This is a genomic window from Roseburia sp. OM03-7AC, from assembly GCF_003462625.1.
In the GTDB taxonomy this organism is placed as follows: Bacteria; Bacillota; Clostridia; order Lachnospirales; family Lachnospiraceae; genus Roseburia_C; species Roseburia_C amylophila.
This window is the reverse complement of sequence record NZ_QTZJ01000004.1, coordinates 1-245: the sequence shown is the minus strand read 5'-3', so window position 1 is coordinate 245 and position 245 is coordinate 1. Positions and strand designations below refer to the sequence as shown.

General features: G+C 43.7%; 1 protein-coding gene. It reads left to right on the top strand.

From position 1 onward, the window contains the following. Nucleotides 1-245: T7SS effector LXG polymorphic toxin (locus tag DXB39_RS14665; RefSeq protein ID WP_158565988.1), on the top strand; the 245-nt coding region annotated here is incomplete at both ends.

The following is a 245-nucleotide window of genomic DNA, read 5'->3' as shown; positions in this document are numbered from 1 at the left end:
GGAGAGGCAGCAGAGCATGTAAGAAGCTATATGTGGGATTATCATATGAATCTTGCAAATATGATAAAAGATACGATAGAAACCTACCGGAGCAGCTTTATACTCTATACAGACAGGTATTATAACATTGATTCTGACCAGATGGCAGAGATGTCCCAGGATTCCATGGAGGGATTGGAGGAAAATATCCAGGGAGCCAGGTCAGACTTTGATGCGGTAGCAGAGGAAGTGGCGGATATTGAGAG